At 45.8% G+C, this 14234-nt stretch carries 18 protein-coding genes; 8 read left to right on the plus strand and 10 right to left on the minus strand.

The features are described from left to right. Window positions 1–9: 9 nt before the first annotated feature. The gene (locus ACPUEK_RS00250; RefSeq protein ID WP_425641870.1) at window positions 10–987 is read left to right on the plus strand and encodes a DMT family transporter; all 978 of its coding nucleotides are present in this window, start codon (window positions 10–12) and stop codon (window positions 985–987) included. A 96-nt stretch (window positions 988–1083) separates the two neighbouring features. Beyond that, entirely contained in the window at window positions 1084–1467 is a 384-nt protein-coding gene (locus tag ACPUEK_RS00255) for a CBS domain-containing protein (protein ID WP_231872531.1), read from the plus strand. 6 nt (window positions 1468–1473) lie between these two features. On the opposite strand, the gene ACPUEK_RS00260 is transcribed toward ACPUEK_RS00255, so the two are convergent. From ACPUEK_RS00260 to ACPUEK_RS00300, 9 genes are all read right to left on the minus strand, one after another. Further along, window positions 1474–1836, minus strand: coding sequence for a DUF6164 family protein (locus tag ACPUEK_RS00260; protein ID WP_067215292.1), 363 nt, complete (start codon window positions 1834–1836; stop codon window positions 1474–1476). Between the two features lie 75 nt (window positions 1837–1911). Then, the gene (locus tag ACPUEK_RS00265; RefSeq protein WP_425641871.1) at window positions 1912–2451 is read right to left on the minus strand and encodes a DUF3833 domain-containing protein; all 540 of its coding nucleotides are present in this window, start codon (window positions 2449–2451) and stop codon (window positions 1912–1914) included. A 16-nt stretch (window positions 2452–2467) separates the two neighbouring features. After that, window positions 2468–3175: a hypothetical protein gene (locus ACPUEK_RS00270; protein ID WP_417506666.1), complete on the minus strand. Its 708-nt coding sequence runs from the start codon at window positions 3173–3175 to the stop codon at window positions 2468–2470. After that, window positions 3168–3692: a DUF2878 domain-containing protein gene (locus tag ACPUEK_RS00275; protein WP_067215301.1), complete on the minus strand. Its 525-nt coding sequence runs from the start codon at window positions 3690–3692 to the stop codon at window positions 3168–3170. The genes ACPUEK_RS00270 and ACPUEK_RS00275 overlap by 8 nt, the downstream gene beginning before the upstream one ends. 26 nt (window positions 3693–3718) lie before the next feature. Next, window positions 3719–4981, minus strand: coding sequence for an SAM-dependent methyltransferase (locus ACPUEK_RS00280; RefSeq protein ID WP_067215303.1), 1263 nt, complete (start codon window positions 4979–4981; stop codon window positions 3719–3721). Between the two features lie 10 nt (window positions 4982–4991). Then, the gene (locus ACPUEK_RS00285; protein WP_425641872.1) at window positions 4992–5771 is read right to left on the minus strand and encodes a DUF1365 domain-containing protein; all 780 of its coding nucleotides are present in this window, start codon (window positions 5769–5771) and stop codon (window positions 4992–4994) included. Next, window positions 5771–7024: an NAD(P)/FAD-dependent oxidoreductase gene (locus tag ACPUEK_RS00290; RefSeq protein WP_425641873.1), complete on the minus strand. Its 1254-nt coding sequence runs from the start codon at window positions 7022–7024 to the stop codon at window positions 5771–5773. The genes ACPUEK_RS00285 and ACPUEK_RS00290 overlap by 1 nt, the downstream gene beginning before the upstream one ends. A 10-nt stretch (window positions 7025–7034) precedes the next feature. Further along, a complete protein-coding gene (locus tag ACPUEK_RS00295) occupies window positions 7035–7796 on the minus strand; it encodes an SDR family NAD(P)-dependent oxidoreductase (RefSeq protein WP_067030234.1) in 762 nt (253 codons plus the stop codon). 1 nt (window position 7797) lies between these two features. Then, on the minus strand, window positions 7798–8247 hold the full coding sequence (locus ACPUEK_RS00300) for a nuclear transport factor 2 family protein (RefSeq protein WP_067030231.1): 450 nt from the start codon (window positions 8245–8247) through the stop codon (window positions 7798–7800). A 175-nt stretch (window positions 8248–8422) separates the two neighbouring features. Between ACPUEK_RS00300 and ACPUEK_RS00305 the strand changes: the two genes are divergently transcribed. From ACPUEK_RS00305 to ACPUEK_RS00320, 4 genes are all read left to right on the plus strand, one after another. Then, window positions 8423–9004: a sigma-70 family RNA polymerase sigma factor gene (locus ACPUEK_RS00305; protein WP_425641874.1), complete on the plus strand. Its 582-nt coding sequence runs from the start codon at window positions 8423–8425 to the stop codon at window positions 9002–9004. A gap of 6 nt (window positions 9005–9010) precedes the next feature. Beyond that, on the plus strand, window positions 9011–9700 hold the full coding sequence (locus tag ACPUEK_RS00310) for a ChrR family anti-sigma-E factor (RefSeq protein WP_067030225.1): 690 nt from the start codon (window positions 9011–9013) through the stop codon (window positions 9698–9700). A gap of 84 nt (window positions 9701–9784) precedes the next feature. Then, window positions 9785–9967, plus strand: coding sequence for a hypothetical protein (locus tag ACPUEK_RS00315; protein ID WP_067215314.1), 183 nt, complete (start codon window positions 9785–9787; stop codon window positions 9965–9967). A 144-nt stretch (window positions 9968–10111) separates the two neighbouring features. Further along, window positions 10112–11836, plus strand: a complete 1725-nt coding sequence (locus ACPUEK_RS00320) for a GNAT family N-acyltransferase (RefSeq protein WP_417506675.1) — start codon at window positions 10112–10114, stop codon at window positions 11834–11836. Here ACPUEK_RS00320 and ACPUEK_RS00325 read toward each other — a convergent pair. Then, window positions 11833–11955, minus strand: a complete 123-nt coding sequence (locus ACPUEK_RS00325) for a hypothetical protein (protein ID WP_269448090.1) — start codon at window positions 11953–11955, stop codon at window positions 11833–11835. The two genes, ACPUEK_RS00320 and ACPUEK_RS00325, sit on opposite strands and share 4 nt — an antisense overlap. 248 nt (window positions 11956–12203) lie before the next feature. On the opposite strand from ACPUEK_RS00325, the gene ACPUEK_RS00330 reads away from it, so the two are divergent. Beyond that, complete coding sequence (locus ACPUEK_RS00330; protein ID WP_067030215.1) at window positions 12204–12509, plus strand: isoamylase early set domain-containing protein; 306 nt, start codon at window positions 12204–12206, stop codon at window positions 12507–12509. A gap of 257 nt (window positions 12510–12766) precedes the next feature. Then, window positions 12767–14224: a betaine-aldehyde dehydrogenase gene (betB, locus tag ACPUEK_RS00335; RefSeq protein WP_425641876.1), complete on the plus strand. Its 1458-nt coding sequence runs from the start codon at window positions 12767–12769 to the stop codon at window positions 14222–14224. Window positions 14225–14234: the final 10 nt, after the last annotated feature.

A 14234-nucleotide genomic window follows, 5' to 3' on the forward strand; every position in this document is an offset into this window, starting at 1 on the left:
GATCAGGTCATGCCACTCACCAGCCGCCAACAGTTTTTATACGGGCTCTTCTTTTGTAGCCTCTGCGTGCTGTTTTGGAGCACATTGCCTATTGCTCTAAAACTTTCTGGTGACTTCTCTGACCCCGTGACGCTAACGTGGCTGCGTTTCTCTGTGGCAGCTTTAGTCTTACTCGCGTGGCAAATTCAGCAAGGCAAGCTCAAAGAGTTCCTCACTCTATCCCGTAAAGACTGGGTAACACTGCTCGCCGCAGGCAGTTTATTGATCATCAACTACAGTAGCTTTGCATGGAGTTTGGACTACCTGCATCCTGGTACCGCTCAGCTTAGTTTCCAAGTAGCGCCGCTATTTTTGGCATTAGGTGGTTTGGTTTTCTTTAAAGAAAAAGTGCGTTTGCAACAATGGGCATGTTTCGCCGTGTTAGCAGTCGGTATGCTGACCTTCTTTCACCCTGTTTTAGAAGGTAAGGCCGTTGGCGACCCTAATACCATTTTGACTGGCTTCTTAATCGTTATGATGTCGGCCATGGCATGGTGTCTGTATGCGTTATTGCAAAAAGCTTTGTTCAGCAAGCTGTCGCCCACAAACATTTTATTAGGCATCTATGTCTACGCTATGTTGGTGATGTTGCCCTTTAGTCAGCCATCCGAATTACTTTCTATGAACCAGTTCGAATTCTGGGTTGCAGCATTTTGTTGTTTGAATACATTAGTGGCGTACGGGTCTCTGGCCAAAGCCATGGGCTACTGGCAAACGGTGCAAGTCAGTGCCGCCATTGCCCTAACGCCTGTGATTGCGTTTATTATCACAGAGGCATGTGTGCAGATTGGATTATGGCAAGGTGTGATCCAATCTGCCCACGCCGATGCACTAAGTTTGTTTGGTATGGCGTTAGTTGTTGGAGCGGCCATTAGTGTGCAATTTATCACCGCCGCATTGAATAAACGTCAAGCCAAACTCGAACCACTAGAAACCTCGACAGCCTAACTCGCAAAACGAAAATCCCCCACTACACTGAAGGTATAGTCATTGTTAATTGGGGGATCGCTTATGAAATTCGATGTTTTATGTGTACGCGACGTCATGTCGCGTGACACGTTTCATGTTTATTCAAACACCCGCATTGACGACTGCGCCGAACAACTGGCACGTCATAAGCTCAGCGGTGCACCGGTCACTGATCGATATGATCACGTTATTGGTTTTGTGTCAGAACAAGATCTGCTCGAACCGCTCAGCCAAGCTGTCTATTACTGCCATAGCCTTGCGGATGTGGAAAGCGTGATGCACGAACAAGTATTGTCCGTTTCACCGAGCATGCAGGTCATGCAAGTTGCCAAACTGATGATGGAAGACAAACCGAAAATTTTCCCGGTGGTGGAAGACGGTCGTCTCATCGGCGTGATCACTCGTCGGATTGTGATGCAGACTCTGCTTAAAGCTCAAAAGACCTGTATCCCTGTTTGAAAAGGTTTAGCCTGCTAAGTGTTTGCCAACATAAAAGGGAATCAAGCTCAGCGACAATACCAGCAGCAAAGCCACTAGCGTGAAAAGGAACTCTACTGGGTTTTGTCGTGCATGCGTTAAAAAACCAGCAATCCAATCACGCGCGCTAATCGGTGTCGCACGTGATGCTCGATTTGCTTGATCTTCAGCGATCAGCATTTTAGCGGTCGCGGCTTGCTCTTTGTCGCGCACCCAAATGCCCGCCATAGAGATTTGCCAACGGCCAGCACTGGTCTCGTAGAAGTCAATGCCATGCTCTTCAAGAAGCTCACGAACATCGTCCGCCTCTTGCTCAGGAACATTCTTTAAACGAAAAACCAACTGCGCCACAAGCTACCCTCAACTCAGATCCTTAAAGCGCGAAGACTAGCAGATCGTCGTTTAAAAGTCGTTATTCCAAAGTCGTTATTCCATTGCATGAGCACGTTGGCGGATACTTAGGGTTAATGACCCCACTTCAAAGCCAAACTTGGTCAAGACCGATTCATTTATCAAATGATCGGGCGTCACTAAATACATACGATCATCCACATTCAGATCAATCGTATCGCCATCGTACGGCACTCGAAGAACGTATTTCATAAACAACGCATTACCTGAGGTAACCAACTTGCCCTCACCAATCACATCGCCCGCTGTTGCGGTATAACTGCCATCGTTGTTGTGCACCAATGTCCAGATACGTTCTTGTTTTTCACCATCGTCAAAAACGAACCATTCTTCTAACGTACCGACACCGTCATCCCAACTGCCTTTTAAGTCGGCCGTAAAGTAACGCGTGACTTTGCCACCACGATCTTTCAACACCCCATGAGCAACTAAGTCACCTTGGAAAAATTCTTGCACATCGAACTCAGGTTCATTCGCTGCGTATTCCTCTACTGCGGTTGATGAACAACCACTCAATAAAACCAATGTAAACAGCATGGCAAACAGTCGTAACATGGGACCTTCCTATAAATTATTCAGCGTTTGGATATTGATAATGTATGTCTACGGTTTGATAACTGCCTGAGGCACTGGCGATGTTGCCGCGACCATTAAAGCGCAATAAATTATGGCTGTCTGGGTCGTAGGCTACTGTAATAGGATCCACCGCTAAGGAAACCCACCATGACGTTGGCGCAATTTGGAAACACACAGCAGGCTCAACGGTCCCTGCCAAGCAATCCACTTTACTGACGTCAAATCCCACTGTCGTCAGCCGACTCGGCACAAGATAATCGATCGAACGCTTCTGCTTTAAATTTACCAGCTCGTTCCAATGCTTTTTGACATAGCGATCAAAGCCCGCATCCACCAATAAGTCATCGCTCACATCAAAACGCTTATCAAACACGACCGCATCGGATGTTTCACGGTATTCGACTTTGATTTTTGAGCCTTGTTCGGTGACTCTTATCCACTCACCACGTAGATCATTGGTTTGCTCAAACTCGGGCGCTTGTTCGTAATCACCGTAGTTTAAAAGCTTCTGAGCAAACAATTTGCCTTGCGGATCGTAATACTTTACTTCGTGCTTATCACCCTGCACATAACGATGCTTTTCAACGTACAATAGCTCGTTTGATTGCGTATCAAAGGCTTCACCGATGACTGTTTTAGAGTCTTGTGCGATGACTTGCGTACAGCATAACGTCAACGCAATGACTGCGTATTGTTTAAACATGATGTGTTCGTCCATTTCGTCGTATCGTTAATCGCGTTGCAAAAACGCCTACCTGCATTAACCAGAACCAGATAAACGCCATTAATGCCCAGGTTGCGATACTAGAGCGTCCTAATGACACTTCTGCTAAATCTGCACCCAGAAAGTAACTGAGCGGGGCAAAGACAGCAGCACCAATACTCAATAGCCAAGGACGCGTAAGCCCCCAACTTAAACAATGAAAGAATAATGAGCCTACCCCCGCCCAAAGCCCCAGAAGCCATGGTGGTGGAATAGGGAATGTCCAAATCGAGGGAGGCATAACAAGCCATCCATCAAAGATCAACGCGCCGTCGATGAATACGCCTAAAACCACAAATAGCAGTATGACCCACCATTCTGATACGGACTCAACAAAGAAGTAATGATGGACGACCAAATACAACACAATGGCCGCCACAGCCCAGTTGTCGCCCCCTAATATGCAGGCAAACCATAACAACTGGAAATTAGCGGCATTCAGCAGAGACTTCATCATGGCTTTGGCCTCCGTTGAAACATCAACTAACGGCGAGGGAAGCGATAGCTAGGCTTGGCAAAAACAAACTGCCCAGTACTGATCGCACGTTCGCGGAACCCACCTTCACAGTAAGCGAAGTAGTAGTCCCACATTCGACAAAACACATCATCAAAGCCTTGCTGCTTGATACTGTCCATTGCGTTATGAAAACGCTCACGCCAATCGGCCAGAGTGTCGGCGTAATGCTCGGTGATGTCTTCAATCGCAACAATTTGCATATCGGTTTTACGGGCAATTTTATCGGCGATCACTGCATTCGACGGCAGACACCCACCAGGAAAAATATAACGCTGGATAAAATCAACGGATTTACGCGCATAGTCATAACGTTGATCGGCAATCGTAATGGCCTGAATCGCCATAAGCCCATTAGGCTTAAGTAATGAACTGCACTTTTCAAAGTAGCTGTCGTAGTACTCATGACCTACGGCTTCAATCATCTCAATAGACACTAATTTGTCGTATTGGCCAGACAGATCTCGATAGTCTTCTAACAACAGGGTTATGCGATCTTGCAGGCCTAACTGCTTCACTTTCGCATTAGCGTAGTCGTATTGCTCTTGTGAAATCGTCGTGGTCGTCACATGACAACCATAATGCTGGGCGGCGTGAATCGCCATGCCCCCCCAACCAGTACCAATCTCGAGTAGATGGTCGTCTGGACCTAGGTCTAATTTCTGACAAATACGATCTAATTTATGCACCGCTGCTTCTTCAAGCGATGCTTCTTCCGACGGGTAAATGGCTGCCGAATACATCATGGTTGGATCAAGAAACAGTTTGAAGAAGTCGTTACCCAAATCATAGTGCGCTGAAATATTCTTGCGCGAGCCTTCCTTGGTGTTGGCATTTAAGCTGTGAAACGCTTTAGTAGCCAAACGTTTCCAAATTGGGCTTTTAGCATCTGCTTCGTTAATGAGGTTCAAATTTGCGACCATTAATCGAATAACGCCAGTTAGATCTTGCGTCCCCCAATAACCTTTCATATACGCTTCTGCCGCGCCGATACTGGTGTTGGTAAACACATCTCGGTAGACCTGCGGGTCATATACTGTAATGTGAGCATGGTACTCAGCTTCAGCGAGGTTTTGACCAAAAGTGTAGCTATCTTCACCGTCTTCTAGAACAAGGTGCCCTACTTCTAGACGTTGCAGTAATTTCAGAACGGCTTTTTTCGCTGCTTTCTCAACAAAGCCTTGGCGGCTTGTAGCCTTTTTTCGTAAACCGACGCTAACTGAGTTACCCATTGAAAACTCCTTAATCTGAAGAATGCCCCAAGGTGTGCTTTGGGTGATCTTGTACAGGGACACGCTTTATAAACAGCTTGAGTGCTTGCCAATATATTCCCCATGCGACTTTCGCAGTCATCCATGGGTAACGATATAAATTAGCATTGAGACTGGCCTGATTAATGGGCTCTCGGCGCAAAGCTAGGGTGGCGTCAAACACACAATTCTGTTCACCGTGATGTTCTTTGTTTTGCATATGGATGGCCAGTTTCTTACCCGGAACATTACTACGCCAATCGTAAAAATGATCCATCGGGTGAAATGGCGACACATGCATTGTTTTGTCTATATGAGTACGCTGAACAGCGCGCTTCGGATCACAAGAAATAACGTAAGCCACCTTTTCTTGCCAAGGTGTGTTCGTCACTTCAAGCATCATTGCCTGTAACTTCTCTTGCTCATCAAAGCAGTAATAAACAGAAATGGGATTAATTAAATAACCGAAATAACGTGCATTAGTAAGCAAACGTACGGGGCCATCGAGCGCTAACCCCAGACGACCGTTCACTTCGTCTAACACCGCTTGCTTAAGGGGCTTTTTGGCATCACCAAAGTAATCCCTTCTGACAAAGCGAGCTGGGCGCCAACGTTTAGCCGACCACCAAGGGGTCAAAGAGAGCAATTGATCAACTTCATCAAGGTCAAAGTAAATCATGCTCACCGTGTAAGTAAATGCATGCGTTTTAGGCGAGAAGCGTCGATGACGGACTTGCCCCGTATACAGTGCACTCGCCCAATGGTCAGACATTACCAGTTTACTCCTAAGGCTTGCGCGACCCGCACACCACTCCAACAGCCATCTTCATGAAAACCATTGCGCCAATACGCGCCACAGAACCATGTGTTACCGAAGTTGATGTCTTTCCAACGCTCTTGTGCTCGAATTCCCTCTAACGTAAACGTTGGGTGAGCATATTGATAGCGACCTTTGATACTCGTTGGATCGATGGCATCCGTATGATTTAACGTCACAACGTACGTTTGGCTAGCACCTTCAATGTCTTGCAAGATATTCATGTTGTAACTTAAGGTCGCTGGTTTGCTTTGGTCTGATCCCAAATGATAGTTCCAGCTTGACCAGGCTAACTTGGCCTTCGGCAATAATCGAGTATCCGTGTGCAACACGACTTCGTTGTTGCGGTAAGGAATCGCGCCAAGAATGTCACGCTCGTTTTGCGATGCATCATCCCCTAATAACGCCAACGCTTGGTCACTATGACAAGCAAATACAACATGATCGAACGTCTCTGCACTGCCGTCTTCAAAGTGCAAGGTAACGTTGCCCGGCGTGCGCACGACTTTTTGAATATCACTGTTTAAACGGATTTTATTCTTAAACGTTTTCGTCAACGGCTCTAAATAGGCACTGGAACCGCCTTTAATCACATGCCATTGAGGGCGGTTACTGACACTTAATAAGCCATGATTTTTAAAGAAACGTACAAAGAATAACAACGGAAACTGCATCATTTCCTGCAGTGTCGCCGACCAAATAGCGCTGCCCATCGGAATCAAATAGTGACTAGCGAATGTATCGCCGTAGCCTTGACGCTTCAAATAGTCGCCCAAGGTAATACTGGCATCGATTCGACCTGACTCAAGATCTGCCACAGACTCTTTATTGAACCGCATAATGTCTTTGAGCATGCTCAGAAAAGACCAATTGATAAGGTTTTTACGTTGAGCAAACAGCGTATTTAAATTATTACCGCCATACTCTAATCCGGTGCGTTCACAGCTCACACTGAAGCTCATCTCAGTGGGTTTAGTCGCCACACCCAATTCTTTCATCAGACGAATAAAGTTTGGATAGGTCCAATCGTTGTACACAATAAAGCCGGTATCGATATGGCGCTCAATCCCTTGATCATCGACCACCTTCGTAGCCGTGTGTCCGCCAATACGGCTGTCTCGCTCGAAGACTGTAATATCATGTTCACTGCGTAACAAATAGGCGGCCGTTAAACCTGAAATACCGCTACCAATAATGGCAACCTTCATACCTTAATCCTTATTCGGAGCGCTCACGCGAATTGTACTTAAACCAAAGTTTAGGGAAGAGTCGAGCCATTGCCAGTACAGCGGATAGACGCTTCGGAAATGCATATTCATAAACGCGCTTAGCAATGGCTTTTTCAATACGTTGGGCCGCCTGTTCTGGCGACATAATAAAGGGCATATCAAAATCATTACGTTGGGTCAGAGGGGTATCAATAAAGCCCGGTAAGATACAACTAACCGCCACATCGTCAGGCGCTAAATCCAAACGCAATGATTCTAGTAAGTAACGTACCGCGGCTTTACTCGCACCATAGGCTTCAGAACGAATAAACGGAGCCTGCACCGCTTGAGAACTCACCCCAACCAGATGGGAATTTGATGTGGCTTTGAGTAGCGGCAAACACACTTGAATTGATCGCACCATGCCCATGTAATTCACTTGATTGACACGTTCAAACAAGCCCCAATCTGGCTCATCAATGTCTAAGTATTCACAAGTACCGGCATTTAAAATCGCCAAATCCAAATGCTGCGTTTTGGCCTCTAAAGCTTCTTTAACAGACTCAACATCCGACTCTTTCGTTACATCAAACGCGATGAACGATAACTCATCAGGATAGAGTCGCTCTAATTGCTTTAATGATCCTTCTCGACGTGCTGATACAATGACTTTATTGCCTGATAACAAGTAGTGTTTGGCAAGGGCGAGTCCAAGACCAGAGCTTGCGCCAGTAATCCAAATCGTTTTCTTATGTTCGTCTTGTGCGCTCATATTATCCCTCCGTGGCTAATCGCTGACGTAAGCGTTTGACGGCCCAACCGACAACCGGTACGTGCTCGTAAATCATTTGCCCCATGTCGTAGACGTCTTCATGATAGTAGATACGATCGTCAAACTGTATTTGCGACATACCACGCACGACATGGGTTTCTTTCCCCAATTTGGGATGACAAAAATACATGTTCCATTTGATATAGGCTTTATCTTGCCCAACAAGTTGGTCGAGAAATTCAAACCGACCGCTTTCCACACTTTCACACGTTTCAGAAAGATAAGCATGAAGTTCAGCAAGCCCTTGCACCTGATGGATCGGATCACGGAACTTGATATTGCTTGCATACACATCTCCAATAGCATCCAGTTTGGGATGTTTTACGTCTTTATAAAACGCCTTAAAGCGTTCGATTAAAGCTTGTTTTGAATTTGTGTCGTTTGCTTGCATACAGATGCACCTAAGAGCTTTACCATTAGTGATTGAATTGTGTCCGATATAAACAGATACGTTATGAAAAAAACTTCAGATCACTGATCCAGTACAAAGATCTAACCGTATAACAATTTTGCGAGATTCTTTCGCCACACCCAGACTGACCCACGTGCACGTTTGGAGCCCTAGGATGAACACAGTTTCAGAAACGATTAACGATAGCAAAAATGCTTTGTTAGAAGATATGACACAAGTAGCCGTCGCCCGCGATACGCGAGCTCTAGAGAGGCTATTTGATCATTATGCCCCGCGCATACGAGCTTTTTGCTTGTCAGCACAGCCGGGTGCAAACTTAATGGCGGATGATATCGCGCAAGAAGTGATGATCCGAATTTGGAACAAAGCGCATTTATACAACCCTGCGACGGCGTCATTAAATACATGGATTTTCACCATCGCCCGCAACGCACGAATTGATTACATGCGTAAAAATGGTCGCTACCAAAGCGACATTGATCCAGAAGAATTCTGGAGTGAAATGGCCGATGAAAATGCGGACCCATTTCGAGAAGCACAACAGCAACGCGACCAAGTACGAGTTCGTGACGGTTTAAAGCAGCTTCCTAATGATCAGCAACAAGTGCTTGCAAAGGTTTATTTAGAGGGGAAAAGCCACTCAGAAGCCTCTGAAGAACTCGGTCTACCTTTAGGTACTGTGAAGTCTCGTGTTCGCCTTGCGTTGAACAAGTTATCCGTAATTATTAAGAGGTAGTCGTTTATGCTTAGCTGCCACCCAACTATCGACATTTTGACCGATTATTCTTCAGGTTCACTTTCCCTAGCTCACGCTCTGGGTGTTTCCGTGCACCTTGATCAATGCCCAAAGTGTCGTGAACAAGTTAAACGCCTAAACATGGTTGGCGCCGAGTTGTTTGCTAGCCAAACTGACACGGTCAGCAAAGATCATATGGCACAGCTAAAAAGCAATGTGATGGCGGCGATCAACCAAGCCGACGTTACCCAAGCCAAGCAACAAGAAGATAAGGATGTATTTTCTCACATCCCTGCTTCATTGCGCCGCTTGATACCAAAAGGGTTCAATGCACTTAATTGGATGTATCTGACGCCCTCTTTCAAATTGGCAACGCTTAGTAACGAAGCGGGTGGGCCTCAGATTGCTTTGTCTAGAATCAAAGCAGGTGCTCGCCTGCCAAGCCACACTCATACGGGTAACGAAGTGACCATCGTATTGAAAGGCGCGTTCTCAGATGAAGATGGTTTATACCGTGAAGGCGACTTCATTAGTCGCGACCATAATCACAAGCATCAGCCTCGTGTGACCAAAGATGAAGAGTGTATCTGCTTGATTATACTTGATTCCCCCATCGAATTTACGGGTTGGGTGACACGTTTGCTAAATCCAATAATGCGCCATTTTCATCCAAATAATGCGCTAAATGGAGCCTAAGTTCGTCGAAAAAATTAACTAAAGCCTTCGTAGCTGAAATTTGATATGATTACAACTTAATCTAATTAAAAAAAGGAATACACCATGGCTGCGAAAAAGAAACAAGCCGATGTTCCAATGGAAACATCTGCGACAATCGAAAAACAAATGGAAGAGTTTTTGGCTCGTGGTGGCCACATCGAACAAATTGACCAAGGCGTAAGCGGTCAAGCGAACTACAAAGGCTCACGCCATATTACGCTTGGCAACAGTAAGCCAAAAGCGTAACACTTCTTAAAAGCCGGTCCCTGATCGGCTTTTTGCTGTTTGACTGATCACTTTGTCATCAACCAGACACAAAATCGTCACCCTGCTGTCACCATCACTCCCTAGCCTGACTAAGAGACATCAAAAGGTTAGCGGAGCTATATCGTGTTACAAGTCGAACAAATCATTTCTAACAAAGCACCCGGTTTTCTAGATAAGAGCCCTCTTATCACGAAGCCTACATTAAGCTTTTTAAAACGTCTTTTTCACGAGAATGAAGTCAACCAATTCCTTGAGCAGAACGGTAACTGCGTAGGCTTTGAGTTCATTGACCGAGTTTTGGATCACTTTAACTTTGGCTATCAAGCCAGCCAAGTTGACCGCCGCAACATTCCTGCCATTGGCCGTTCTTTAATTGTCGCGAACCACCCTCTTGGTGCATTAGACGGTTTGGCTATCTTGCGTTTAATCGGTGAAATCCGCAGTGATGTTAAAATCATTGCAAATGATCTACTGCTTGGCTTTGACGCTTTAACAGGATTAGTTCTACCGGTTGATAACATGGGTGGCAAAACGGGCCGTAAGCAACTCAAAGCCATCATGGATTGCTTACACCGAGAAGAATGCGTGATTATCTTCCCAGCTGGGGAAGTCTCGCGCTTATCGCCAAGTGGCATCAAAGATCTAAAATGGAACTCCAGCTACCTTAAGATCGCTGAAAAAACTAACAGCCCAATTCTGCCAGTCCACATCGGCGGCCGTAACTCCATGATGTTTTACACCAGTTCATGGGTATATCGTCCGTTATCTACGATGCAACTCGCAAACGAAATGTTTCGCCAGCGCAACCGTCGCATCCCTATTCAAGTAGGTGAACCGATTCCGATTCAGGAGCTCGCGAAACTCCCCCTTAGTACTAAAGAAAAAAACAAACTTGTGAAGCGACACCTGTATCGCATCGCCAAAGGCCGTAAGCCTCTGCTGAAGACAGAGAAAACCATCTCACATCCACAGAATCGTCAGCAGTTAAAACTGGAGCTAAAACGTGCCGAACACTTAGGCTCGACCAAAGACAGTAAGCAAATTTACTTGGTCGAATACGAGCATGAATCCAGCTTGATGCAAGAAATTGGCCGCCTACGTGAAATCGCTTTCCGTAAAGTAGGCGAAGGGACTGGCGAGCAAAAAGATTTAGATAAATACGATCAATACTATCGCCACTTAGTCCTATGGGACGAAGAAGCATTGGAAATTGTGGGCGCTTATCGTATTGGAGAGGTTTACCGTTACTTAAAATCAGGCACAGATCATAGCATTTACAGCAGCACTTTATTCAGCTACAGCTGTGACATGGAGCCATATTTTGAGCAAGGCATCGAACTCGGTCGCAGCTTTGTGCAGCCCAAATACTGGGGCAAACGTAGCCTCGATTACCTATGGTATGGCATTGGTGCTTATCTGGTTAAACATCCAGAAGTACGTTACATGTTTGGTCCAGTGAGCTTGAGTGGTAACTTCCCACCGCTTGCCAAAGATATGATCGTGCATTTTTACCGTACGTACTTCGCCGATAAGGAGCACCTTGCCGCGTCCTATAATCGATACACTATCCCTACTGAGCACAAGCAACTGGTAGAGAGTTATTTTAATGGTGACTGCTATGAAGAAGATTTTCGTAGTTTAAAAGAACAGTTGGGGAATCTTGGCGCAGCCGTCCCAACACTGTTCAAACAGTACAGTGAACTGTGCGAGGACGACGGCGTTCGATTCCTAGACTTTGGCGTCGATGCTAGCTTTGGCTACTGTGTTGATGGTCTTGTGTTAGTCGATCTAGAAAAAATAAAAGACAGTAAGCGTAAGCGTTATTTGGAAGCCAATAACATTGCTTAAGAGTCATGATGATTTGAATGTCGATGACTTTGACGTCGATGCTTAATGTGCCACAAGTAACCAAGTTTAATTACCAAGGCAGCGGCGAGTACCAGTAAAACAATGTGAGCGAATTCCATAAAGACCTCCTCTTATTGTTGCCTTACTCATTTAAGATTAGTCGCCAGGGCCAAAAAATTGTGCACAGTTTGAACAATATGCCCTCATTTTTAGCGCTCAAGTTATGTACAATCGGTTATAGGAGCGTAAAAACAAGGTAAGCTGGGGATAACGCCTATATTTGTCCCCATTGGCGTAAGACTTGCTTGCAAACAAGCCGGATGTGCATAAGTCACGAGAACCCTGTCGCGGACTCAAGGAGCTGAAGATGATCGAAAAAACCTATTTAAAGACCAAACCTCAATGCAAAGTAAAGTTTGCCCTGCCCGCCGAACAATTGCGCGGCGCCAAAAAAGTCTATCTTGTCGGGGACTTTAATGGTTGGGATGAATTAGCAACGCCAATGCGTAAACAAAAATCAGGTGTGTTTGCCTCCACCGTAAACCTTGAAAAAGACAAGCAATATCAATTCCGCTATTTGATAGATGGCACCATCTGGTTAAACGATGACAACGCGGATGCTTATGCACAAAGTCCTATCGGTCCAGATCATAATTGTGTATTAGACATATAATCGCACTTTCAACAGTTCCTAAGGGCCACTGTTTACAAAACAGTGGCCCTTTTTTGTGGCCTTAATCGCTTCAGAACCTTCCCTTTTGCCTATTCCCATACTTTTTTTTCTTCTATGGATTTCAAAATCACTCAATTTATGTACAATGTTTTTATTAAACGCTCATTTAATAAAAACATAGCCATACGCTATGTAACATCGAGCATCTCATTTACATCCATTTATGGACACGATTTTCAGACTTTGAGAGGTGAAACATGGCACATAAGCAACAATACATTCATGGCCGCTACGTTACTTCAACGACAGGAGAAACGTTTGACACTTACAACCCAGCAACGGGTGAGTTGCTGGCAACGGTTGATCTTGCGGGGGAAAAAGAGCTGCAGGCTGCCATTGATTCTGCCAAAGAAGGACAACGTGTTTGGGCTGCCATGAGTGGTATTGAACGTGGTCGTATCTTGAAACGTGCAGCAGATTTGTTACGCGAACAAAACGACGACATCGCCAAATTAGAAGTGTTAGACACAGGTAAGCCACTGCAAGAAGCACTTGTGGTTGATATTCAAACGGGGGCCGACGTGATCGAATATTACGCAGGTCTGGCCGATAAGATCCAAGGCGACTTCCAAGATCTTGATGCAGACAGCTTCTATTACACGCGTCGAGAACCTCTTGGCATCTGTGCAGGTATCGGTGCTTGGAACTATCCGATTCAAATCGCCTGCTGGAAATCAGGCCCCGCATTAGCAGCGGGTAATGCGATGATTTTCAAACCGTCCGAAGAAACTCCACTGACCGCTTATAAACTGGCAGAAGTGTTCACTCAAGCAGGTCTTCCTGACGGTGTATTCAATGTGGTTCAAGGCGATGCACGCACAGGCCAACTGATTACCAACCATCCGGAGATAGACAAAGTGTCTTTCACGGGTGAAGTCGGAACCGGTAAAAAAGTCATGGCTGCTGCAGCCTCTTCGCTTAAAGAAGTCACAATGGAGTTGGGCGGCAAATCACCTCTGATCGTTTTCCCTGATATGCCGGTTGATCAAGCTGTCTCAGGCGCTATGTTGGCGAACTTCTATACCCAAGGCGAAGTCTGCACCAATGGTACTCGAGTATTTGTCCATGAAGACATGTTAGAAGCCTTTAACGCTGAGCTAAAACAACGCACAGAAGCCATGATTATTGGCAATCCAATGGATATGGACACACAAGTAGGTTCATTGATTCACAAAGACCACATGGAAAAAGTATTGGGCTATGTGGCCGCTGCAAAAGAAGCTGGCGCGACCCTTTTGTGCGGCGGTGAACGCTACACTGAGAATGGCTGTGAAAACGGTGCTTTTGTAAAACCAACCGTCTTTACCGGATGTACTGACGACATGCCACAAGTACGTGACGAAATCTTCGGCCCAGTGATGTCAGTCTTGAGCTTCAAAGACGAAGAAGAAGTCATTCAACGCGCTAACAACACAAAATACGGTTTAGCCGCAGGCGTCTTCACCAAAGACATCAGCCGTGCACACCGCGTAATCAAACAGCTTGAAGCAGGTATTTGTTGGATCAACACATGGGGCGCTTCGCCGGCTGAAATGCCGGTCGGTGGTTACAAAGAGTCTGGTATCGGTCGTGAAAACGGTCTAGCGACTCTGCATGCTTATACTCAAGTCAAGAGCGTGCTGGTTTCAATGACGGATATTCCAAGCCCTTACTAACGAGCGGGAG

Origin of the sequence: Marinomonas gallaica (genome assembly GCF_049821165.1) — a bacterium.
Classification (GTDB): Bacteria; Pseudomonadota; Gammaproteobacteria; order Pseudomonadales; family Marinomonadaceae; genus Marinomonas; species Marinomonas gallaica.

Bases quoted from the DNA above. Each gene is read 5' to 3' on its own strand.
- ACPUEK_RS00250 (WP_425641870.1), top strand. From the start codon at position 10: ATGCCACTCACCAGCCGCCAACAGTTTTTATACGGGCTCTTCTTTTGT.
- ACPUEK_RS00255 (WP_231872531.1), top strand. From the start codon at position 1,084: ATGTCGCGTGACACGTTTCATGTTTATTCAAACACCCGCATTGACGAC.
- ACPUEK_RS00265 (WP_425641871.1), bottom strand. From the start codon at position 2,451: ATGTTACGACTGTTTGCCATGCTGTTTACATTGGTTTTATTGAGTGGT.
- ACPUEK_RS00270 (WP_417506666.1), bottom strand. From the start codon at position 3,175: ATGTTTAAACAATACGCAGTCATTGCGTTGACGTTATGCTGTACGCAA.
- ACPUEK_RS00275 (WP_067215301.1), bottom strand. From the start codon at position 3,692: ATGATGAAGTCTCTGCTGAATGCCGCTAATTTCCAGTTGTTATGGTTT.
- ACPUEK_RS00280 (WP_067215303.1), bottom strand. From the start codon at position 4,981: ATGGGTAACTCAGTTAGCGTCGGTTTACGAAAAAAGGCTACAAGCCGC.
- ACPUEK_RS00285 (WP_425641872.1), bottom strand. From the start codon at position 5,771: ATGTCTGACCATTGGGCGAGTGCACTGTATACGGGGCAAGTCCGTCAT.
- ACPUEK_RS00290 (WP_425641873.1), bottom strand. From the start codon at position 7,024: ATGAAGGTTGCCATTATTGGTAGCGGTATTTCAGGTTTAACGGCCGCC.
- ACPUEK_RS00295 (WP_067030234.1), bottom strand. From the start codon at position 7,796: ATGAGCGCACAAGACGAACATAAGAAAACGATTTGGATTACTGGCGCA.
- ACPUEK_RS00300 (WP_067030231.1), bottom strand. From the start codon at position 8,247: ATGCAAGCAAACGACACAAATTCAAAACAAGCTTTAATCGAACGCTTT.
- ACPUEK_RS00305 (WP_425641874.1), top strand. From the start codon at position 8,423: ATGAACACAGTTTCAGAAACGATTAACGATAGCAAAAATGCTTTGTTA.
- ACPUEK_RS00310 (WP_067030225.1), top strand. From the start codon at position 9,011: ATGCTTAGCTGCCACCCAACTATCGACATTTTGACCGATTATTCTTCA.
- ACPUEK_RS00315 (WP_067215314.1), top strand. From the start codon at position 9,785: ATGGCTGCGAAAAAGAAACAAGCCGATGTTCCAATGGAAACATCTGCG.
- ACPUEK_RS00325 (WP_269448090.1), bottom strand. From the start codon at position 11,955: ATGGAATTCGCTCACATTGTTTTACTGGTACTCGCCGCTGCCTTGGTA.
- ACPUEK_RS00330 (WP_067030215.1), top strand. From the start codon at position 12,204: ATGATCGAAAAAACCTATTTAAAGACCAAACCTCAATGCAAAGTAAAG.
- betB (WP_425641876.1), top strand. From the start codon at position 12,767: ATGGCACATAAGCAACAATACATTCATGGCCGCTACGTTACTTCAACG.